This is a genomic window from Sulfurimonas sp., from assembly GCF_014859695.1.
GTDB lineage: Bacteria > Campylobacterota > Campylobacteria > Campylobacterales > Sulfurimonadaceae > Sulfurimonas.
In genome coordinates, this window is the sequence record NZ_JACUTS010000018.1 from 1 (window position 1) to 18,672 (window position 18,672).

The window sequence follows — 18,672 nt, forward strand, 5'->3', positions numbered from 1 at the left end:
AGTATAATACATAAAAAAAATAAAGCAGCAGATAAAAATGAACTTTTACGCATGTATAATCGGCAGTGAGATACTAAACGGACGCAGAGAAGATAAACATTTTGAATTTTTAAAAAATGAACTTCAAAAGTATGGGCATGAGCTCTTCGCCTCTTTTATTATTAAAGATGATGAGAAGCTTATCAAAAATATATATAAGCTTGTAAAAGAGGATGACAAAAGCGTAATGTTCTCTTTTGGCGGCATCGGCGCTACCCCTGATGATCTTACAAGGGCTATTGCGGCAGAAGTGTTTACTTCCAAACCGATAAAGAGACATAAACAGTTTGAGAAGGACATAATAGAGAGGTTTGGCGATGAGGCATACCCTCACAGAGTTCATATGGCCGATCTGCCGCAAAATGCAGACCTTCTGCAAAATCCCATCAATAATATGTCAGGTTTTTCTCTGCAGGATAGATTCTTTTTTACTCCGGGATTTCCGCAAATGTCACACCCTATGATCAGCTCTGTTATAGCGCGTCTATTTAGCACCTCTGTACAAAAATATAGAGTTACACTCCTCGCCAAAACAAGTGAAAACACGCTTATAGACCTTATGAAAAAGGTTCCCTCCGAGGTTGAATTCTCATCTCTGCCCATACTCAATGCAGAAGGCGCATCTGTCGAGATATCATTATGCGCTTCAGATAAAGTACTCGTAGATAAGAACTTTAAACTATTTACGGATTTTCTGGAAAATTCAAACATAGCATATAATATAATTTAATATAATTGTTTTATTGCCGATCTTCCCTCAATAAGTAAAAATCAAGGGATATCGCTATGATAATTTGGTTATTGGCACTCTTATTGCTCTGTTTATCTACATATGTTGCTTATCGCCTGTTGTTTCTTGATAAAAAAGAGGAAATTAAAAGTGAAGAGCATCACTATACTTTCAAAATATAAGAGGCACGAATGGCTACTATGCGTAATAATCATGTCTTCAAAGGGCATAAAACACTTTTGGGTGCAAAGTATGTAACATACGGAGAACTCGAACTTCCACTTAGATACGATATCTTTTCTTTATCAAAAAATGGCTTTGACTGGGGTCATTCGGGAAGTGCTGCACAACAACTCTCATTTTCAATACTTTATCAACTAGGCAACGAAGAGTTTGCAAGAGAAAATGCGTCCCTCTTTACAACAGATATTGTTTCAAAATTTAACAGTAGAGATTGGCTGATATCAGCCTCGGAAGTTTTAAAATGGATAGAAAAACATACCAAAGAAGATGATACTGGGAAGAAACAAGAAGAAGAGGAAAAAAAAGAAGCGCCTGTAAATACAACAATTGTAAAAACACAAAAAACCATCAAAAAACCTAAGCAAAAAAGCAATGTTGTCAAAGAGATATGCAACGAGCTGCAGATTACACAAAAAGAGCTTGCCAATATATTAGAAATTCCAGAGGGAACAGTAAGCAGCTGGGCTGTTAAAAACGAGATTCCGAGGCTTGGAAAAAAGGCTATAGAGTTTTATATACAGAGCAAAAAAAACGAGCAGATAGTCAAGAGCTACAAAAGTTTTGTAAAACTGCTTGACGTATCATAAGGCTAAAAAAGAAGAGTTTTTAGCGTTTATCTTGCATAATTTGTATTTTTTGGTGTGCTCTCATCGTATTGAAGAAGAAGCAAAATACTCTTCTTGTTTGTTTTTCTTGCAAAATCTGTCACGCTGATTCCTTTTAAATCAACAGCATTTTTATCTGCACCGTGCTCTAAAAGAAGTTTTGCAATCTCGAGACGTCCATAGCAAGCAGCTGCCATAAGAGGAGTAAATCTGCTTCTTCTGGTTGTGCTGTTGACATCGATACCTTGCGATATAAGATACTTTACCATTTCAATATTGTTATAGGTAACAGCCATATCAAAAATGCTTACTCCCTCTTCATCAAAATCATATATATCTGCACCGCTCTCTACTAGAAGCAAGATGAGTTCAAAATCACACCCATACCTTAACGAAGAAGCCAGAACAGACTCTCCCGTATCATTGGCTTCATTTACATCCGCACCATCTTTTATATACTTTTTTATACCGACAATATCATTGTTTTTTAAAAGTTCAATCCACTTGTTCATGTGCAAAGTATATACTAAATTGCTATTAGTAATGTTTAAGTATAATTCTTTTTACAAATTATTTAAGCGAGTATTCATGGAAATCATTCAAACTACAGATGCTTTTAAGGCACTTATTCAAAATATTAAATCAACAGTAAAGGGTTACAAAGACCCACTGGCATTTGGTATATGTAGAGTAGATATGGGGCAGCTAAATCTTACAAAATCACTTCAAGCTACCTACCCTGTAATAAATTGGGATGAAAACTTCGGGAGTGCAGCTATTTTTATCAGAGCACTCACAGAGCAAGGCGTTGAGATAGATTTCAGTGAAAGTGAAGTCGTATGCAATATCAACGCTTCATTTTTAAAAAACTGCCTAAACGCTTTTACGCCTTATGCGGATGAAGCTTACGGTGATGCTCACAAAAATATTCAGGTTGTCTCGGCTCTATATAACCAAATAATGAACAGTGGCTCTTTGGAGGGTGAATTTAAAGTAACGTTTATTTTTGCGGATGAACCTCTTAAGAGTGTTGAAGCAACTTATTTGAAACTATATGCTCTATCTCAAGCGAAAGTTGAACTAAGAAGTATTAATCTTAACGGTGCGTTTGGGGCACTTCCAAATGTCGCTTGGTCAAATGGACAGCCTATTGAGCTAGATTATCTTCGTGAATTTGAGATTGAATTAAAACTATCAAACGAATACCCTCATATTGACTTTATAGACAAATTTCCAAGATTCTTACAGCACATTATTCCCGCCGACAATACAAGAATTTTAGATACTTCCAAAGTAAGGTTCGGTGCGCAATTAGCAGCCGGAACTACTGTAATGCCGGGAGCATCATACATAAACTTCAATGCTGGAACGACGGGTCCTGTAATGGTTGAGGGAAGAATCTCAAGCTCTGCTATTGTCGGAGCAGGAAGCGATGTCGGAGGAGGAGCGTCAATCCTTGGTGTTCTTAGCGGAACAGACGGCAACCCGATATCAATCGGCAAAAATACGCTCCTGGGAGCAAACTCTACATGTGGCATTCCACTTGGCGATGGCTGTATTATCGACGGCGGATTAGCTATCTTTGCCGGAACTAAATTTCATATAAATGATGAAGAGATAAAAGAGCTTCAAGAGGTTAATCCAGGTGCAGAGTTTTCAAACATCATGAAAGGCTCTGAATTTGCCGGGCTAAATGGCACTCATTTCAGACAAAATTCTCTAAACGGTCAGTATATTGTTCAAAGAAGCACTAGAGAGATTAAATTAAATGCCCAACTACACTAATATTTAATTTTTTAAAGTAATTATTATTTCAGCTCTTTAAGACTAAAATATATAAGACTAGGCAGAAGGGACTTATTATGAATGTTTCTAACAATATATCATCCTTGCAGGCTCATCAGACAATGATGAACAGTAGCGCAAACAATGTCGCGAATGTAAACAGTGACAGATATGTGCCAACGGATGTTAGAATTCAAAGTAGTGAGAATTCCGTTACGCCAAACGTACGCAAAGCTGATGATAACGGTTCTCTTGGCAGCCAGAGTGAGCTCTCAAAAGAGATTACAGACCAGATAATAGTTCAAAACGCAACAGCGGTGAATGTGACCGCCATAAAAACACAAGATGATATACTGGGGTCACTGCTAGACATAAAAGCCTAACAGAAACTACAAAATCATTTTGTCAAGATATTCATACTTGTCAGATTTTTAAGTATCTCAGCCTCTTCATCATAGTTTTCTTGGTGTTTCCCAAGTTTTAAAGAGCTAAAAATCGGCTTTCCAATTATAACCCTGCCCTCATCTTTCTCATTTTTCGTCTTGATGCCCCATGTATTATGAAATACTACTATTTCGTCGTTGTAGGTGCCTACATAAAGAACAACGTGTCCCCTTTTGTACAGAAGTGTCTCAAAAGGTATAGCCCTCTCTTTTATGGTCTCTATCTTCTCACTATCCGATAAATTTTCAAGAGATACTGTCTCGCCTATTTTACTCTGCTGATAGGAGTTTCTAGGAAGCCATATACCAAATGGAGCGAACATATCTCTAAGCATTGATGAACAATCTCTCTGCTCATACATCCCGCCCCATCCATAGTTTGTTTTTGAAACCTCTTTTATTATAGATACAAGACTATTTTTACTAAGTGAGAGCACATCTTTTGTCGCTATATCTTTGTATATTTTTGATTTTAAAAAGAGCGGTTTTGAATTTTTAAATGATGAGACACTAAGTATAGTGTAGGTATCTTTTTCTTCAGATATTAAGGGGAAAATCATACCGACCTTTGATTTAAATAAAAAATTTCCTTGAGTATCGTATATCGGGCTATCTTCAATGGTAATAGCCACTTTTTGCGCCTTTTGTAACTCATCTATATGTTCATCTTTTAAAACTACAAACTCATTAGATTTTAACCACCCGGAAGCATATCCCGTAAATACAAATGCCCACTCTCTATCTTTTGAATAGTGCGATACAAAAAGTGGCTCGTTTGCATGGATTGAGCTGTTTTGAAGATAATCAAACGGAAAACCTTCCCCTGCTAAGCTTGGGTCTTTTAAAAGCGGTCTTACGGTTGGGAAAGCTCTCATATTACTATGTTTTAGCGCCACAGCTTTTTTATTAACCGTTCCGTATGCTTTAAAGTTTGCATCTTCAAGCATATTTTGAAAAAAACTCTCCTCTATAGGCTGCAGATTCTCACCATAACTTTTATTGAATCTAAATGACGCAAAAGGCCACATTACAGATTTTAGGTCCTCCTGCGGCTTCTCTATATTCCATATACTAAAATAGTTTTTCTCATACTCTTTTTGAATCTCATAAAGGGTTTTGTTGTTATCTATACTCTCTACATAGTAGCTTACATCTTGAGGTATATTAAGCAGGTCATATATCTGCACATCTTTAATCTCTATCTTACTTACATCTTTTTTTAACTCTTGTGAATATGCAATATTTTCTTCAACTTCTTCAACTGCAACATCTTTTACGATAGTACCGCTTTTTGATACAGGCTCTTTTGGTGCACAACCTACAAATATAATTATAGATAAAAGTAAAAAAATATATCTCAAAACAAAACCTTTTTAATCAACACTTCCAAATCTGCTTACAACTCTTCCAATTACCTCTATCTCCGATGGATCAAGGGTCTGTGTCGAGTAGACTTGATTGTCGGACATTATATCTATTTTCCCGTCAATTCTCTTCTGGATTCTCTTTATAAACAGCCCTCCATCGGTTCTTATTGTAAAAACACCGCCTCTTTGAAGATCTGTCTTGCTTCTGTTTATAAACACTATGTCGCTGTAGCTGAAAGTCGGCTCCATGGAGTCTCCTGATACGTTTATTGCTTCAATGTGCTTCAACTCCCTCTCTCCTCCAAACATCACAACAAATTCCGGAGGAATCTCTATACCCTGGACCTCTTCCTCCCCAGGATCTGCCCCACCGCCCGCAGATGCGTTAACGCCGCCAAAGTACTTGACCATAAAAAATCTATTTGTCGCCTCTACCAGGCTCTCAGGCGATTGTCCATAGAGCAGCCAATTTATAGATATAGACTTTGTTGCACAAAAATCTAAAAGTTCACCAAATGGGATTTTATTTCTTTTTTTCATCGTCGCAAAATTCATTTGAGAGATTCCAAGTATATCTGCTACATCTTTGTCATATATTTTTCTACCGTTAAACTCTGTAGAGAATATGCTTTTAATCTCTTCTACAATCTCAAGAAAATTTTTCATGTTCTTTCCTTTTTGCCAAATATTTAAACATTATATTTGATTTTTGCAATTTAGTCAAAGATTATATGACAAAATGCAATATTTTTTAGATAAAAATAAAATAATGTGTACTATTTGTAAAAATCAAAAGGATTTAGTATGACAATCGTAGTAAAAAATGCACAAAGCTTATTTGAGAAATTTGAAGAAAAGCTAGAGAGATGGGCTGAAAAAATTTTCTAGAGACTCTCTTCTTTCTCTTTTTGCCTTTTTTCGTCAGCTTCTCTCTGTTTGGATTTGTTTTTATGGTAGCCGCCAAAGATAAAAACCATAAATAGTATGAAGAGAATAGCCATAACTATATCCATAAACTCTTTCACGTGTTCTCCTTGAAAGTTGTGTAGTTTTGTCTTATTGCTTCATAGAGTACTATTCCCGTACTTATCGCCAAATTTAGACTCCTGCCCTCTTTGGTCATGGGTATCGTTATATTTTGCTCTTTATAAGCGTTTAAAATATCTTCTGGTATTCCTGCAGTTTCGCTTCCAAAAAATATATAGTCACCATCTTTAAATAGCGCTTCAAAGTATGGTTTATCTGTTTTTGTGGTGGCAAAATAGGCATTGCTCTTTATCTCGTTGTTTTGAAAAAAATCCTCTATGCTTTCCCAGACATGCAGATCCAGTTTATGCCAATAGTCAAGTCCTGCTCGTCTTACGGCTTTTTCATCTATATCAAATGCAATGGGCTTGATTATATGCAAAGATGCTCCTGCATTTACACACAGACGACCTATTGCACCAGTATTGTTGGGTATTTGCGGGTTTACAAGAACAATGTTAAACAACACTATCCCTGAAAAATAACGGTTTTATTTGCATATACAAAGATTCTATCTTCAAGTGCCAGCTTCAAGGCTTTTGACAAAACAATTTTTTCCACATCTTTACCCAAGCGCTGCATGTCTCTCCAGCCGTAAGCGTGGTCTACATGGATAACCTCTTGAGCGATAATCGGACCCTCATCAAGGTCGTTGTTAACAAAGTGGGAAGTTGCGCCTATGATTTTAACGCCTCTCTCATAAGCTTGTTTGTAAGGATTCGCACCGATAAAAGCGGGTAAAAAAGAGTGATGAATGTTTATAATTCTATTTTCATAAACCTCTACAAATTTAGATGTTAAAATTCTCATATACTTCGCTAAAACTATATGGTCTATCTCTTCAAATTGAGTTAGACACTCAAGTATCTTATCTTCGTGCTCCTCTCTGTTTAGCCCGTCATGGGAGATGCAGATAAATGGAACATTAAACTTGCTAACAAGAGACTCTAAATCGTTGTAGTTTGATATAACGCACAAAATATTTGCTTCGAGCTCCCCTGCTTCATGTCTTATTAAAATATCACCGAGGGCATGCATCTCTTTCGTTGCCATAATTACTATATTTTTATTTTTGGGAGCAATCACTTCTACATTTGCATTTTGCGGTAAAACATCGCACAGGGATTGATAGAGCTTATCCATAACGATATCGCCATCAACCACACTGCGCATAAAAAATTTATTATTTTCTTTGTCTACAAATTCATTGTTTGATAGAATATTTAAATTGTTTTGATAAAAGACACTCGATATTTTATAAACCAAACCTTTTTCGTCATTTGCATCTATAAGGACTCTGTATTGGCTCATCTGCGTTTTCCTCTCTCGATCTCTTCAGCTCTTGAGTCGATTGTAACAAGGAGATACTCTAAAAAATTAAGCGTCATATCTATTTTAGCCTCTATGTTTGTGTTGTTTGGAGCCTGAAACCCTTCAAAAAGCACAAGTAGTCTCTCTCTCATGGACTTCAAGAAGAGCAGCTCACTATTTACACTCTGTCCATCCTCGCAAGCGAATTCATCTTCGTTTTCAACTTCTTGCTCTGGCTCTTTATCTTGCTCTTTTTGTGTTATATCTTTAGCTTCTTTGATAGGTTTCAGGCTATTTGTTATATTTTTTTCAGGTTTTTGATTCTCCATCTCTGCCAATGTCGAGAGAATTACATCTTTTAGTTCCATAGCTTTAGTAACCACCTTTCAAATTCGTTAAACTCAACATCTTCTTCCATCTTTACAAAATACTCTTTCATTTGAGTATTTACGTTTAAAAACTTCTTTCTCATGCCTGAGAGTCTTCGTATTGCAATTTTAGCATCACTATTTGAGGGTTCTTTTTTAAGAACCTCTTTGTAAATCTCAAGAGCCTCTTCTTTTAGCCCTTGAAGTTCATAGATATTTGCTAAAGTTAATGTCTTCATTTTGCCGCGTAATTAGCAATAATAGAGCCCATCTCGCTCGTAGAACAGACCTCTTTAGCATCGAATTGAGCCAAATCTTTTGTTCTGTATCCCTCTTTTAGAGCTCTCTTTATAGCGGCATCTATCTTATCTGCCGCCTCATTTTCGCCCAAAGCATAACGCAGCATCATAGAAGCAGATGCGATAGTTGCAATCGGGTTTGCGATTCCCTGCCCTGCTATATCTGGAGCGGAGCCGTGTATAGGCTCATACACGCCGATTTTTGCCCCGACTGAAGCTGAAGGCAGAAGTCCTATTGAGCCTGAGAGCATACTTGCTTCATCGCTTAAGATATCGCCAAAGATGTTTCCGGTAAGCATTACGTCAAACTGCTTAGGGTCGCGGATAAGCTGCATCGCAGCATTATCTACATACATGTGAGAGAGCTCAATTTCAGGGTACTCTTTTGAGACTTCGGTTACAACATCTCTCCAAAGCTGTGAAACGTCCAAAACATTCGCTTTGTCGACTGAACAGACTCTCTTGCTTCTTGTCATGGCAATCTTAAACGCTTGATGAGCAATTCTTACAATCTCATCACGAGTGTAGACCATGGTGTTCCACCCTCTGTTCTCATCACGCCCTTTTGGCTCACCGAAGTAGATACCGCCGATAAGTTCACGAACGACCATCAGATTAACGCCTTTGACAACCTCAGGCTTTAGCGATGAAGCATTTATAAGCTCGTCATACACAACAACAGGACGTAGGTTTGCATAAACACCAAGCTCTTTACGGAATCTTAAAAGTCCGCTCTCGGGTCGTTTTTCACGGGGAAGATTGTCCCATTTTTGACCGCCGATTGCACCAAAAAGTACAGCATCGCTGTTTAGTGAGATATTAATCGTCTCTTGAGGAAGAGGATCTCCGGTAATATCGTAAGCGCAACCGCCCATTAAAGCCTCTTCATAAGAGAACTCTATATTGCAGCATGAAGCTACGGCATCTAACACCTTAACGGCTTCATCTATAATCTCCGGACCGATTCCATCACCTTTGATTAGTGCGATTTTATATGTTTTCATCATTTGCCTTTAATCTCATTTTGTGCAAAATTCATAAGTCCGCCTGCATCTATAAGCTCTTGCATAAAGGCAGGGATAGGAGTAAAACTATATGTTTTGCCTGATGTTTTATTTGTAACAGTTCCATTATTCATGTCTATACTTATTTCATTACCCTCTGCAATTTCATGGCTCTCTTTAAGCTCAAATATAGGAAGCCCCATGTTAAATGCGTTTCTATAGAAAATTCTTGCAAACGTAGGAGCAATAATTGCAGCAACACCCGCCGCTTTAAGAGCGATAGGAGCATGTTCGCGAGAGCTTCCGCAACCGAAATTATCCTCTGCGACTATCACATCGCCTCTGCTCATCTTGTTTACAAACTCAGGATCGGCATCTTCCATAACATGTTTTGCCAACTCTTCAGGCACTGATGTGTTCAAATAGCGAGCCGCTATAATCAAATCTGTATCAATATCTTTTCCAAATCTCCAAACTTTGCCGTTAATATTTGCTTTTTGCATATAAATTCCTAATCATCTATTCTAAATTGAACCCTCTGAACAATTATTGAATTAGACCCTGAATCAAGTTCAGGGTGACTGGTAGTTCGTCATTCCAAGCTTGACTTGGAATCTAGTTTATGATTTAATCAGAGGCTTCAATTAATTTTGCGATTATACCCAAAATGAAATTTTAGTTTTATAAAAAGAGACGATAGTAAAATAATAAATATACAAAAGCAGCTTAATATTAAGTGATATCAAGCTGCTTTTAGGAGTTTATTATCTTTTTAGATTGTTTGTAGTTTGAAGCATTTCATCACTTGTAGTGATTACTTTTGAGTTGGAATCATACGCGCGTTGACCGGTTATAAGGTCTGTAAGTTCTACAACAAGTTCAACGTTGCTCAGCTCAACAAAACCCTGTCTAAGCACTCCAAGACCGTCAAGTCCGGGAGTTCCCTCAACAGGCTGTCCTGAACTATCAGTCTCTATGTATAAGTTATCTCCCATAGAGTGAAGACCTGCTGGGTTTATGAAGTTGGTTAATGTAACCTGCCCAACTTGAGTTGCTTGCGTCTGCCCCAGCTGAACAACGCTTACCGTACCATCCGTTCCTATGCTTACATTTGTCGCATCAGGCGGGATTACGACCTCTGGAACCATTCTGTATCCGTCACTATTTACGATGGTTCCGTTCTCATCTATCTTAAAAGCACCGTTTCTTGAGTAAACTTCTGTTCCGTCCGGAAGTTCAAGTTTAAAAAAACCTTTTCCGGTTATCGCCAAATCAAGCTCGTTGTCAGTCTGTTTTAGACTTCCCTCTGAAAAGATCTTGTTTATCGCCGTAGGTCTAACACCAAGACCCACTTCAATTCCCGTTGGGCTTTTAGTGACATCGCTTGTAGATGTTCCTGCATACTCCATAACTTTGTACATCAGGTCGGCAAACTCCGCGCGTGACTTTTTAAAACCAATGGTGTTTACGTTGGCAATATTGTTCGCCGTAGTATCTATTTGTGTCTGCATTCCCAACATTCCGGTTGAGGCAGTATAAAGTGATTGCATCATAGTCTAAACTCCTTAAGATTTTTTAGCAATTTTTTCAATTGCATCGCGGTTCATATCATTCATCTGTGTATCCATCGCCTTTTGGTACATTCCCACCAAACGGTTTGTCTCTATTAGTTGTGTCATCATCTTCACGGCATTTACATTGCTCTTCTCTACAAATCCCTGTATTACAGCTCCGCTCTCTTCAAGGCTAACAAGCTCCTCTTTGCCGTCATAGCGATATAGGTTATCTCCCTCTTTTTTCAAAAAAGCTATATTGTCGGGCTGTGCTACAAAGATTTTGGCATTTGGTGCAAAATTGGCACTGTTTGGCACGTTTGCGTAAATCTGTCCGTTTTTATCTATCTCGACAACGCTCTCTTCTTGGTTTAGAACTATTGGTTGTTTTGTTTCAAAATAGTCGCTTGGAAGCACCTCATAACCGCTCTTTGTTATCAGCCTTCCCTGCTCATCTCTTGTAAAAGAGCCATCTCTTGTAAATCTAACTCCCTCGGGTGTTTTAACCAAAAAGAAAAGACCTTCTCTTGAGAGAGCCATATCGAGCGGATTGTTGCTCTTTTGCATATCACCTAAAGAGTGGTCGGTATATGCGTCAACAACTTGCGGAGCCTTATTCATAGTTCTATTTAAAAACTGCGCTGCCTCTTTAGTCTGGTTTGCATTTGGCAGTTCATCTCTAGCCTCTTTATATAGACGCATAAAGTCACCGACTATAAGATTTTCCTCTTTAAAGCCTATCGTATTTACGTTGGCAAGATTGTTTGCAATAGTATCTAAACGGTTAAACTGAGTAACCATACCTGCTGCTGCCGAGTAGTATCCGCTTTGCATAAAGTACCTTTGAACAAATATTTTCAAGTTTAAAGCAAAGTGTGTTCCAATATTAAAACAAGCAAAGGTTAAGGGTATTTGGGTATAATCCACCTTTGAAAAATCTTATAGACCAAGAAGGTGTATTTTATATGACAGCTAAAGAACTCAACAAAGCTATCGAATCACTCTTTAGCAATCAAAAACCAAAAGAGTGCCTAACTTACGAATCATTAATTGAACTTTTTGACAAACAGCCTACTACCGCACAAGCTGCAAACATATTCAAGCTTGCACAAAAACATAAATCTTGCATTTATACATCATCGGAGCATGCAAAACTTCTCAACGACAAAGAAGCAGAAGCTAGAAGAAATGCTCAAAGAAAGATGATTGAAAATAACGAAACAGACAGTTTTGATATACTAAAAGAGCATGAGCTCCTAGAGTGGTCACGTTCGGACTCTCCTGTTCGTATGTATCTTCGTGAAATGGGGCAGATTCCGCTTTTAACCAAAGAAGAAGAGATAGAGATTTCCAAAAAAATCGAAGGCGGTGAGAGCATTATTATAGATGCAATATGCTCGGTTCCATACTTAATCGAGTTTATTTTAGACTATAAAGAGCCTCTTATAAACCGTGAAAGAAGGGTAAAAGAGCTCTTCAAAAGTTTTGAAGATGAAAAAGATGACGAGAATGATGACTCTGAGAACAATGATGATGACAATGAAGATACAGAAGAAGAAACTGTTGAAAAGACATTTACAGTCAAAGATAAAACTAGAGTTGAAAAGGTTACTACAAGCTTTAAAGCTTTAGAAAAAGCTAAAAAAGAGTGGGTAAAACTAGCCGAAAAAGCACCTGAAAACCTTGACGGCGAACTTACTCAGGATATCATCCAGTACTTTTTATCAGTTACATACAAAAAAGGTATCTTAAAAGAGAAGTTACTAGATCTTGGTCCAACATCTAAGCTTATCAATGAACTTGTTAAAGCAATGGAGACGGCGCTTAAGAGTGATGAGGGCTACGATAAAGAGCTAAAAAGATTGGAGTACAAGCTTCCACTCTTTAACTCTACGCTAAAAGCAAATCATAAAATCTTAGTTGAAAAAATTTGCGATTTAAACAAAGAAGATATCGCCGCTATGGTTCCAGAAGCTACTATGGTCAGCACATACATGGAGATTAAAAAACTTGTTCAAACAAAAGAGGCTTCAAAAAACAGCTTTGACATGGAACCTGAAAAACTCGCAGATATTTTAGAGCAGATTAAACGCGGTAAAAACATCTCTGAAATCTCAAAAACGAAGATGGCAAAATCAAATCTAAGACTTGTTGTTTCTATTGCCAAAAGATACACAAACCGCGGACTTCCATTTCTTGATTTAATTCAAGAGGGAAATATCGGTCTTATGAAAGCTGTTGACAAGTTTGAGTACCAAAAAGGATATAAGTTTTCAACTTATGCAACTTGGTGGATTCGTCAAGCAATCTCCCGTGCAATCGCGGATCAGGCAAGAACAATCCGTATTCCTATCCACATGATAGAGACTATTAACCGTATCAATAAAATTATGCGCAAGCACCTTCAAGAACATGGAAAAGAGCCTGATGTTGAAGTTATTGCTCTAGAGGTAGGTCTTTCTGTTGAAAAAGTTAAAAACGTCATTAAAATTACAAAAGAGCCTATAAGCTTAGAAGCTCCAATTGGAAGTGAAGATGATGGACGTTTTGGAGACTTTATAGAAGATAAATCTTCACTCTCACCTTCCGATGCCGTACTAAAAGACGATTTAAGAGTTCAGATAGAAAATGTTTTAGAGCAGCTTAACGAAAGAGAAAGAGCCGTTATAAAACTACGCTTTGGAATTATGGATGATGAGAGCGACAGAACACTAGAAGAGATAGGCAAAGAGCTTAGCGTAACACGCGAGAGAGTTCGCCAGATTGAATCAAGTGCCATAAAAAAACTCAAACACCCTAAAGTTGGACGAAAACTTAAAAACTACATAGAAGAGTGATCAGAATGACATTTGAGCAGCAATGGATTGAGTATGATTACAACCCTTTTGTGCTCTTTAGCTCAAGCGGAAAGATTTTATCGCTTAATTCAGAGGCTCAATTCTTACTAGGCGCAATTACAACCGAAGAGCTTTTTAACCTTGCTACGACCTATGCAAACGTTACGTTTGGGTTTAAGACAACTTTCGTTGAACTGGAGTTTGGACGCTATAGATTTTTTGCACTTACCGTCGGTTATGAAAATGATGATGTTATAGGCATAAAACTCTATCAGGCACCCTCTTTTAAGATCAGCGCTCAAAAGCCTGTCGGCGAATTGACAAACATCTATGCCCTTGTTGATTTGTGTATGCTTACAAACTCTATAAACTCAAAAATAGTCTTTGAAAAAGATTTTGACCCTACTATCCCAGAAGTTATTCTTGACTCAAACAATTTTATAAAAATATTAAATAAAACATACTCATGCTATAAAAAAAATGAAAAAATTTCAACAAAAATATTTTATAGAATTGGAGAACATATAAAATTTGAGAAGAAGAAATATAGTCTTTTTTCTATTGAAGTCAGTTCAGAAAATATTGACAAAGAGAGAGTTGAGGAGCTCAAAACATTAGCGGCAAACACAAATTTCTATATAGATGTTCAAAAAAAGGTAACCATCAACATGCCGATGATTACCTCATAACTCTTTTGAGAAAAAGTACCCAGCCACTATTCCCACCAGCAGAGACGGAAGATAGATAGAGATATCCAAAAGAGAGTTGTTTTTAAGAGCTATAAAACCTAAAATCAAAAAGAGATATGGCACAAGCCTAAAGAGAGAAACTCCTGCTCTAGAGCCTTTTTTAATATCTTTTATGTTCAATATCTTGATCTTTTTCTTCTCTTCTTTGAGTATTGCTTTTATATCCAGCTCATCAACAGGTCGGTTGTCTATCTCAAAATCGTCATAAAGCTCGTAGGGGTCTTCGATTTCATCTAAAATGTCCCTTTTTTCCTCTACATTTTCAAGTGCAACCTGATTTTTTACCATTTTTCTATAGGCATAAGCAGAACCTGCAATTATAAAAAAACTGCTCAGGAATGCTATTTGAAGATTTATGTAAAACTCAAAAGAGATGATGTTTGAGAGAAGAATAAGAGACTGGAGTATAGCCAAAAACTTAATAGTTTTTTTCACTCTCATCCTCATCTTTATCATCTTGAAGCTGTTTTTTTATAGCATAACGAGGCTCTTTTGCAAGCTCTTCAAGCTCTTTGTACTGTTTTGAGTAGGCTTTATAGACATTTAACACCGCCGCTGCGATACCTATAAAAACACCTATCCACAGAGTCCAACCTGCTCCCGTGAAATTTTTAAGCAAAAGCCCTATTCCGACACCCATAAAAACCGCTACAACCATAGAGATTCCGAGAGAGAGGCTATCTGCCGCTTCTATCAGTGGCTTGATTCTAGGAGCTTTTTGCTCCTTTTTATCGCTCTTATGCATTATTGGTTATCTCTTTAAAAACTTTTGCGCTTGCCTTGATAGTATCTTCAATCATCTCATCGGTAATAGCAGTTGAAATAAAGCCTGTTTCATAGAGTGAACATGCAAAGTAAAAGCCCTCTTGAAGCATTTTGGAGTGAAATTTTGCAAACAGCTCTGCATCGGAGTTGCATGCATCGGCAAAGTTTTTGACCGGCTTATCGTTAAAAAAGAAGCCAAACATACTTCCTTTGGTATCGATTTGCATTGCTATGCCGCAAGCTTCAGCCTCTTTTTGCATTCCCTCAACCAATCTTTTTGCTCTTTCATTTAAAACAGAGATAACCTGCGCATTTTTCTTGAGCTTTGATATTGCCGCAAGTCCTGCCGCCATAGCAACAGGATTTCCGCTAAGTGTTCCCGCTTGATAAACAGGTCCCTCAGGCGAGAGTTTTGCCATAATCTCCGCTCTTGCTCCAAAAGCGCCCACCGGCATCCCGCCGCCTATAACTTTTCCAAGAGTTACTATATCCGGTTTAACTCCCGTAATAGACTCCGCGCCGTTTAAGCTAGCACGAAAACCGCTCATAACTTCATCAAAAATCAGAAGAGTTCCATGAGCACTGCAAAGCTCTCTTAGCTCATGTAAGAACTCTTTATCTGCGGGAACAAGCCCCATATTTCCAGCAATCGGCTCAATAATTACACATGCAATGTCCCTAGAGTCGGCAAAACACTTCTTTACGCTCTCAATGTCGTTGTATGTTGCCAGAAGTGTGTGTTTAGTAAAATCGGCAGGAACTCCGGGCGAGCTTGGGTTTCCAAATGTTGCAGCACCGCTTCCCGCTTGCACCAAAAGAGAATCGCTGTGTCCATGATAACATCCTGTAAACTTGACAATGTCATCACGCCCCGTATATCCGCGAGCAAGGCGTATAGCACTCATTACAGCCTCTGTTCCGCTACTTACAAATCTAATCTTCTCTATTGAGTCAAACATAGAGATAACTAGCTGTGCCAAGTCACTCTCTGCCTGTGTCGGAGCACCGAAACTAAGCCCATGTTTTACGGCATTTATGACCGCATTCTCAATAGTCTCATCTCTGTGCCCAAAAATAAGCGGTCCCCAGCTTTGAACAAAATCAATATATCTGTTTCCGTCAACGTCCGTTAAATAGGCACCGCTTCCCTCTGCTATAAACAGAGGTGTCCCCCCGACACTGCTAAATGCTCTTACGGGCGAATTGACGCCTCCCGGAATTAAATCTTGCGCTTGTTTAAAAGCTCTTAATGAACACTCAATACTCATAAAACACCCTTAATATTTTTTTGTCATTATAGCAAAGTTGTATTAATCTATATTAGTTATAATATTTCAAATTTTAATAACTGGATATCATGCCTTGAATCGCTCCTATTTTGCTCTGTTTGTTGCACTTTTAATTCACTTTGTTTTGCTACTTTTATTCTGGCTTCTTGGGGCAATAACGCCTGAAATAAAAAAAGAGCAAAAACCACAAGAGAACAAAATAAAAGTCTCACTAAAAGAGATGCCAAAAATATCAAAAGATGCGGGAGATAAAAAGGAGGCTATAAAAAAACCTACGCCAATAGCGCCTCCTATGCCAAAGGGAAGCCAGTTAAAAGAGATGGTGACTCCATTAAACAAAAAGCCACCTATAAAATATGAACCGAAAAAAATTCAGGAAGCAAAAAGAGCCGAGAGTGCCGAAAAAAAAGAGCAGGTAAAGCCGACACAAACGAAAAGGGATGAGACTATTCAAAAGCCAAAAATAGAGCCTATTCCGCCATCTAAACCATATATCCCGATGACTCCGTCTACTGAAGAAAAAAAAGAGCAAAAACCAAAAGAGGCATATAGCTGGCTATATGAAGACAAGTCCAATGAGGATACAAAAGAGAAAGAGGCTAAACAGAGTTCAGGCAGCAGCATAGGCAGTTCAAGTCTAAAAGAGCTCTACGGAGATATGTTCGGCAAGCTTACTCCCGGTCAGCAGAAGTATCTTATAGACAATCAAGAGATTATGAGAAGAATCACACAAGAGGTACTAAACAGGGTCGCGCAGGTAAATCTAACAAGAGATATGAATGTCAACAGAACCAATGTTGTCGAATTTTACCTCCATCCAAACGGAGACATTAGTGACTTTAAATTTCTTCAAAAAAGCGGCTACTATGTGCTTGATGAGACGACAAAAGAGACCATTGAATACGCATATAGCAAATATCCAAGACCAGAGGAGAAAATCCTCGTACGCTATAACGTTTATTATAATCTAGCTAGATAGCAATTCTCTAGCTGTTTTTGTTTAATACGCTCAAAGCGCCTTTATATATAGGCTCGTCTATAAATCCAAACTCCTCATCTATAAAACCGCTAATGCCCTCTTCTCTTTTGAGTTCAAAAAGTTTTACAATGATTTTTGCTCTTCTTATCTCTTTCTCTTCGTCCGCAAAAACTTCATTTACAAGTGAGACCTGATCTGGAGATATACACCCTTTTGCATCATACCCCATGTTCTTTTCCAAGTATAGCCACTCTTTAAAATCATCTAGATTCTTAAACTCCTGATAGACAAATGATATGGGTCTTACACCGATTATTCTACATGTAACCAGAAAATGAGACAATATATAGAGCGCGGTCGGGTTATCCCTTCTTATAAGGCTTTGAGGAAGTTTCATATCTGCAAATAAGTCAAGTATTCCAAGATAAAATGTCGTAATCCTTTTGTCAACTTTAAGCAAAGAGAGATTCTTCCAAGCATCGCTTGTCTCTATGGAGAGGTGAAGCTCAGTTTTTTCATCTAGCAGTTCATAAACAGACTCTACCTCTTTTACCTCTCTGATTTTTGGTACCCTGATTGCATCGGGCATAAACTGGTTTAAGTATGCAATCTCTTCAAATCCACCCTCATTAAGTGCATTTACTCTTACGACAAGTTTTTTGTCACAATGTTTGTGATGAGAGAGAAAAATAGCGCATAAAACAAGTCCAAAAGGCTTGTCTTCTCTGCTTACGCCATCTTCTAAATTTAGCACTATGCAATCAGCCTCAACCGAATCTATCTTCATCAAGTGATCTAAATTACTGCATGAGAGCATCAAAACCGAAGTGAAATCTTTTCTTCTGTTTAGTACTCTATATGTCGGAACTGCCAACTCATCCAACTTGACCAAGTCTCTCTTTTCGTATGCGGCTTTTACTTCTTCAAAATTATTTAACATCTACACCACCTTCTTTCTTTTTTTCTTGCAGATAAAAATAGAGCGCTTTAATCTCTTTTTGAGTTAAAAAATATCTAGGCATACCATTTTTTCTCATATTTAACGAGGCAAAAAAATCATTAAAACTTATACTGTTTATTGGCGGTCCCACAAAACTTTTTTTCTCGTTTTTATGCTCATATTTTGCAACGACTCTTCCCTCTCCACTCTCACCGTGACACTTATGACACCCTATACCCCTTGGATTTTTATAAAGTGAAGTAGCATACTCCATCGGTGTTATAAAACTGCTTTTTGCCAGTAGCAAAAACGGCAACAGTATAAACAATACACTCCTCAT

Annotated in this window: 24 protein-coding genes; 7 read left to right on the forward strand and 17 right to left on the reverse strand. The window is 37.8% G+C overall.

The genetic code is table 11. From position 1 onward, the window contains the following. Nucleotides 1-37 precede the first annotated feature (37 nt). On the forward strand, nt 38-769 hold the full coding sequence (locus tag IBX42_RS05130; RefSeq protein ID WP_294929809.1) for a molybdopterin-binding protein: 732 nt from the start codon (nt 38-40) through the stop codon (nt 767-769). A gap of 191 nt (nt 770-960) precedes the next feature. Further along, nucleotides 961-1,599, forward strand: a complete 639-nt coding sequence (locus tag IBX42_RS05135; RefSeq protein WP_294929812.1) for a DUF6166 domain-containing protein — start codon at nt 961-963, stop codon at nt 1,597-1,599. 26 nt (nt 1,600-1,625) lie between these two features. Here IBX42_RS05135 and IBX42_RS05140 read toward each other — a convergent pair whose 3' ends face one another. Further along, the gene (locus tag IBX42_RS05140; RefSeq protein ID WP_294929815.1) at nt 1,626-2,129 is read right to left on the reverse strand and encodes an ankyrin repeat domain-containing protein; all 504 of its coding nucleotides are present in this window, start codon (nt 2,127-2,129) and stop codon (nt 1,626-1,628) included. Nucleotides 2,130-2,205: 76 nt separating this feature from the next. Between IBX42_RS05140 and IBX42_RS05145 the strand changes: the two genes are divergently transcribed. Both IBX42_RS05145 and IBX42_RS05150 read left to right on the forward strand, forming a co-directional pair. Beyond that, entirely contained in the window at nt 2,206-3,402 is a 1,197-nt protein-coding gene (locus IBX42_RS05145) for a tetrahydrodipicolinate N-succinyltransferase N-terminal domain-containing protein (RefSeq protein ID WP_294929818.1), read from the forward strand. A 77-nt stretch (nt 3,403-3,479) separates the two neighbouring features. After that, complete coding sequence (locus IBX42_RS05150; protein ID WP_294929820.1) at nt 3,480-3,785, forward strand: hypothetical protein; 306 nt, start codon at nt 3,480-3,482, stop codon at nt 3,783-3,785. A gap of 14 nt (nt 3,786-3,799) precedes the next feature. Here IBX42_RS05150 and IBX42_RS05155 read toward each other — a convergent pair whose 3' ends face one another. The 11 genes from IBX42_RS05155 to IBX42_RS05205 all read right to left on the reverse strand — a co-directional run bounded on the left by IBX42_RS05155 (nt 3,800) and on the right by IBX42_RS05205 (nt 11,607). After that, entirely contained in the window at nt 3,800-5,206 is a 1,407-nt protein-coding gene (locus tag IBX42_RS05155) for an SH3 domain-containing protein (RefSeq protein ID WP_294929823.1), read from the reverse strand. Between the two features lie 12 nt (nt 5,207-5,218). Then, nucleotides 5,219-5,878, reverse strand: coding sequence for a LexA family transcriptional regulator (locus IBX42_RS05160; protein WP_294929826.1), 660 nt, complete (start codon nt 5,876-5,878; stop codon nt 5,219-5,221). A 218-nt stretch (nt 5,879-6,096) separates the two neighbouring features. Continuing rightward, nucleotides 6,097-6,237 carry a hypothetical protein gene (locus tag IBX42_RS05165; RefSeq protein ID WP_294929829.1) on the reverse strand — a complete coding sequence of 47 codons (141 nt, stop codon included), beginning with the start codon at nt 6,235-6,237 and terminating at the stop codon, nt 6,097-6,099. Continuing rightward, nucleotides 6,234-6,704: a tRNA (cytidine(34)-2'-O)-methyltransferase gene (locus IBX42_RS05170; RefSeq protein ID WP_294929831.1), complete on the reverse strand. Its 471-nt coding sequence runs from the start codon at nt 6,702-6,704 to the stop codon at nt 6,234-6,236. The genes IBX42_RS05165 and IBX42_RS05170 overlap by 4 nt, the downstream gene beginning before the upstream one ends. Nucleotides 6,705-6,706: 2 nt before the next feature. Then, nucleotides 6,707-7,549, reverse strand: a complete 843-nt coding sequence (purU, locus tag IBX42_RS05175) for a formyltetrahydrofolate deformylase (RefSeq protein WP_294929833.1) — start codon at nt 7,547-7,549, stop codon at nt 6,707-6,709. Further along, entirely contained in the window at nt 7,546-7,917 is a 372-nt protein-coding gene (locus IBX42_RS05180; RefSeq protein ID WP_294929835.1) for a hypothetical protein, read from the reverse strand. Before IBX42_RS05180 ends, purU begins: the two co-directional genes overlap by 4 nt. Further along, nucleotides 7,908-8,156 (reverse strand): tetratricopeptide repeat protein, encoded by a 249-nt coding sequence (locus IBX42_RS05185; protein ID WP_294929837.1) that lies wholly within the window; start codon nt 8,154-8,156, stop codon nt 7,908-7,910. The genes IBX42_RS05180 and IBX42_RS05185 overlap by 10 nt, the downstream gene beginning before the upstream one ends. Beyond that, nucleotides 8,153-9,220, reverse strand: coding sequence for a 3-isopropylmalate dehydrogenase (leuB, locus tag IBX42_RS05190; RefSeq protein ID WP_294929839.1), 1,068 nt, complete (start codon nt 9,218-9,220; stop codon nt 8,153-8,155). The genes IBX42_RS05185 and leuB overlap by 4 nt, the downstream gene beginning before the upstream one ends. Then, nucleotides 9,220-9,723 carry a 3-isopropylmalate dehydratase small subunit gene (locus IBX42_RS05195; protein WP_294929842.1) on the reverse strand — a complete coding sequence of 168 codons (504 nt, stop codon included), beginning with the start codon at nt 9,721-9,723 and terminating at the stop codon, nt 9,220-9,222. The genes leuB and IBX42_RS05195 overlap by 1 nt, the downstream gene beginning before the upstream one ends. A gap of 261 nt (nt 9,724-9,984) precedes the next feature. After that, on the reverse strand, nt 9,985-10,773 hold the full coding sequence (flgG, locus tag IBX42_RS05200) for a flagellar basal-body rod protein FlgG (protein WP_294929845.1): 789 nt from the start codon (nt 10,771-10,773) through the stop codon (nt 9,985-9,987). Nucleotides 10,774-10,785: 12 nt separating this feature from the next. Beyond that, the gene (locus IBX42_RS05205) at nt 10,786-11,607 is read right to left on the reverse strand and encodes a flagellar hook-basal body protein (protein ID WP_294929848.1); all 822 of its coding nucleotides are present in this window, start codon (nt 11,605-11,607) and stop codon (nt 10,786-10,788) included. 131 nt (nt 11,608-11,738) lie between these two features. Here IBX42_RS05205 and rpoD point away from each other — a divergent pair, with 131 nt between their 5' ends. Both rpoD and IBX42_RS05215 read left to right on the forward strand, forming a co-directional pair. Further along, nucleotides 11,739-13,610 carry an RNA polymerase sigma factor RpoD gene (gene rpoD / locus IBX42_RS05210; RefSeq protein WP_294929850.1) on the forward strand — a complete coding sequence of 624 codons (1,872 nt, stop codon included), beginning with the start codon at nt 11,739-11,741 and terminating at the stop codon, nt 13,608-13,610. A 5-nt stretch (nt 13,611-13,615) separates the two neighbouring features. Beyond that, nucleotides 13,616-14,299, forward strand: a complete 684-nt coding sequence (locus IBX42_RS05215) for a hypothetical protein (RefSeq protein ID WP_294929853.1) — start codon at nt 13,616-13,618, stop codon at nt 14,297-14,299. Here IBX42_RS05215 and IBX42_RS05220 read toward each other — a convergent pair. The 3 genes from IBX42_RS05220 to hemL are packed head-to-tail and all read right to left on the reverse strand — an operon-like array spanning nt 14,294 to nt 16,392. Next, nucleotides 14,294-14,794 (reverse strand): hypothetical protein, encoded by a 501-nt coding sequence (locus IBX42_RS05220; protein ID WP_294929856.1) that lies wholly within the window; start codon nt 14,792-14,794, stop codon nt 14,294-14,296. The two genes, IBX42_RS05215 and IBX42_RS05220, sit on opposite strands and share 6 nt — an antisense overlap. Then, on the reverse strand, nt 14,778-15,104 hold the full coding sequence (locus IBX42_RS05225; protein WP_294929859.1) for an AtpZ/AtpI family protein: 327 nt from the start codon (nt 15,102-15,104) through the stop codon (nt 14,778-14,780). The genes IBX42_RS05220 and IBX42_RS05225 overlap by 17 nt, the downstream gene beginning before the upstream one ends. After that, nucleotides 15,097-16,392, reverse strand: coding sequence for a glutamate-1-semialdehyde 2,1-aminomutase (hemL, locus tag IBX42_RS05230; RefSeq protein ID WP_294929862.1), 1,296 nt, complete (start codon nt 16,390-16,392; stop codon nt 15,097-15,099). Before hemL ends, IBX42_RS05225 begins: the two co-directional genes overlap by 8 nt. A 94-nt stretch (nt 16,393-16,486) precedes the next feature. Between hemL and IBX42_RS05235 the strand changes: the two genes are divergently transcribed. Next, nucleotides 16,487-17,392: a TonB C-terminal domain-containing protein gene (locus tag IBX42_RS05235; RefSeq protein ID WP_294929864.1), complete on the forward strand. Its 906-nt coding sequence runs from the start codon at nt 16,487-16,489 to the stop codon at nt 17,390-17,392. A 7-nt stretch (nt 17,393-17,399) separates the two neighbouring features. Here the strand turns inward: IBX42_RS05235 and IBX42_RS05240 are convergent, their stop codons facing one another. Further along, complete coding sequence (locus IBX42_RS05240) at nt 17,400-18,332, reverse strand: aldolase/citrate lyase family protein (protein ID WP_294929866.1); 933 nt, start codon at nt 18,330-18,332, stop codon at nt 17,400-17,402. After that, entirely contained in the window at nt 18,322-18,660 is a 339-nt protein-coding gene (locus IBX42_RS05245; RefSeq protein WP_365943368.1) for a c-type cytochrome, read from the reverse strand. Before IBX42_RS05245 ends, IBX42_RS05240 begins: the two co-directional genes overlap by 11 nt. Between the last annotated feature and the right edge of the window lie 12 nt (nt 18,661-18,672).

Excerpts from the sequence above, each read along its gene's own strand:
- flgG (WP_294929845.1), bottom strand. The coding sequence starts at position 10,773 with ATGATGCAATCACTTTATACTGCCTCAACCGGAATGTTGGGAATGCAG.
- IBX42_RS05130 (WP_294929809.1), top strand. The coding sequence starts at position 38 with ATGAACTTTTACGCATGTATAATCGGCAGTGAGATACTAAACGGACGC.
- leuB (WP_294929839.1), bottom strand. The coding sequence starts at position 9,220 with ATGAAAACATATAAAATCGCACTAATCAAAGGTGATGGAATCGGTCCG.
- IBX42_RS05195 (WP_294929842.1), bottom strand. The coding sequence starts at position 9,723 with ATGCAAAAAGCAAATATTAACGGCAAAGTTTGGAGATTTGGAAAAGAT.
- IBX42_RS05185 (WP_294929837.1), bottom strand. The coding sequence starts at position 8,156 with ATGAAGACATTAACTTTAGCAAATATCTATGAACTTCAAGGGCTAAAA.
- IBX42_RS05140 (WP_294929815.1), bottom strand. The coding sequence starts at position 2,129 with ATGAACAAGTGGATTGAACTTTTAAAAAACAATGATATTGTCGGTATA.
- IBX42_RS05150 (WP_294929820.1), top strand. The coding sequence starts at position 3,480 with ATGAATGTTTCTAACAATATATCATCCTTGCAGGCTCATCAGACAATG.
- hemL (WP_294929862.1), bottom strand. The coding sequence starts at position 16,392 with ATGAGTATTGAGTGTTCATTAAGAGCTTTTAAACAAGCGCAAGATTTA.
- IBX42_RS05135 (WP_294929812.1), top strand. The coding sequence starts at position 961 with ATGGCTACTATGCGTAATAATCATGTCTTCAAAGGGCATAAAACACTT.
- IBX42_RS05205 (WP_294929848.1), bottom strand. The coding sequence starts at position 11,607 with ATGCAAAGCGGATACTACTCGGCAGCAGCAGGTATGGTTACTCAGTTT.
- IBX42_RS05160 (WP_294929826.1), bottom strand. The coding sequence starts at position 5,878 with ATGAAAAATTTTCTTGAGATTGTAGAAGAGATTAAAAGCATATTCTCT.
- IBX42_RS05145 (WP_294929818.1), top strand. The coding sequence starts at position 2,206 with ATGGAAATCATTCAAACTACAGATGCTTTTAAGGCACTTATTCAAAAT.
- purU (WP_294929833.1), bottom strand. The coding sequence starts at position 7,549 with ATGAGCCAATACAGAGTCCTTATAGATGCAAATGACGAAAAAGGTTTG.
- rpoD (WP_294929850.1), top strand. The coding sequence starts at position 11,739 with ATGACAGCTAAAGAACTCAACAAAGCTATCGAATCACTCTTTAGCAAT.
- IBX42_RS05225 (WP_294929859.1), bottom strand. The coding sequence starts at position 15,104 with ATGCATAAGAGCGATAAAAAGGAGCAAAAAGCTCCTAGAATCAAGCCA.
- IBX42_RS05215 (WP_294929853.1), top strand. The coding sequence starts at position 13,616 with ATGACATTTGAGCAGCAATGGATTGAGTATGATTACAACCCTTTTGTG.
- IBX42_RS05180 (WP_294929835.1), bottom strand. The coding sequence starts at position 7,917 with ATGGAACTAAAAGATGTAATTCTCTCGACATTGGCAGAGATGGAGAAT.
- IBX42_RS05240 (WP_294929866.1), bottom strand. The coding sequence starts at position 18,332 with ATGTTAAATAATTTTGAAGAAGTAAAAGCCGCATACGAAAAGAGAGAC.